Genomic DNA, 789 nt, shown 5'->3' with positions numbered 1-789 from the left:
CATCACCTGCTGGTTCACTTGGAACATAAGAGCGGACGAGATCACGTCTGCTCGCTTCAAGGCGCTCTAGTTAGCGCCGGCTTCGTTTCTCTTTCTTCAAGGATGATTGAGTGGTTCGCCACCTGGGAACAAGCGTTCAGCTTGTATGCCCGGTAATCAGCTCCGGTCCGCCGGACAGGCTGATGGGCTGGTAGCTCAGGTGGTTAGAGCGCACGCCTGATAAGCGTGAGGTCGGAGGTTCGAGTCCTCCTCAGCCCACCAAACCTTCGGTTTGGCGGTCCTCGCATCTTCACAGCATGCAGATGCAAGTCTGGTGTGTGAGGGTTGCGCTGGTACAAGCCGCAAGGCTTGCAAGCGCAAGGCGCGCCGCGGCAGCCCGATCATGAAGCGGCTAGCTTCATGTGAGGAACAGCGTTGCCGCGTGATGGGCAAAAATGGGGACATAGCTCAGTTGGGAGAGCGCGTGCTTTGCAAGCATGAGGTCGTCGGTTCGATCCCGTCTGTCTCCACCAAACCTTTGGTTTGGCGAAGCCAGCCGTTTTGAACTTTGTTCGGCTGCGCCTCACGGGTGTCTCCACCAAACCTTCGGTTTGTTGTTGACAGCCGTTTGTTTGCTTTGCTCGGGCAGAGCCCTCGCGGGTGTCTCCACCAAATGCGTGATACGGCTGGCTCTGAGCTGGTGTGTTGCAGTTTGGCTGGCGCTTTGATCGATCACTCAATGGTTGAGCGGCTTTGTGCTGCTCCCTTTATCATCCTGAAGAAAATTAGGTTTGCCGGGTCCATATGGAT

At 56.3% G+C, this 789-nt stretch carries 2 tRNA genes; both read left to right on the top strand.

From position 1 onward, the window contains the following. Positions 1–184 precede the first annotated feature (184 nt). A tRNA-Ile gene (locus IF10I1_RS09680) sits at positions 185–261 on the top strand. 175 nt (positions 262–436) lie between these two features. After that, positions 437–512: transfer RNA gene (locus tag IF10I1_RS09675), tRNA-Ala, on the top strand. Positions 513–789: the final 277 nt, after the last annotated feature.

This window comes from Pannonibacter sp. I15F10I1, from assembly GCF_900185665.1.
Lineage (GTDB): Bacteria > Pseudomonadota > Alphaproteobacteria > Rhizobiales > Stappiaceae > Pannonibacter > Pannonibacter indicus.
This window is presented reverse-complemented; position numbering and strand designations above follow the sequence as displayed.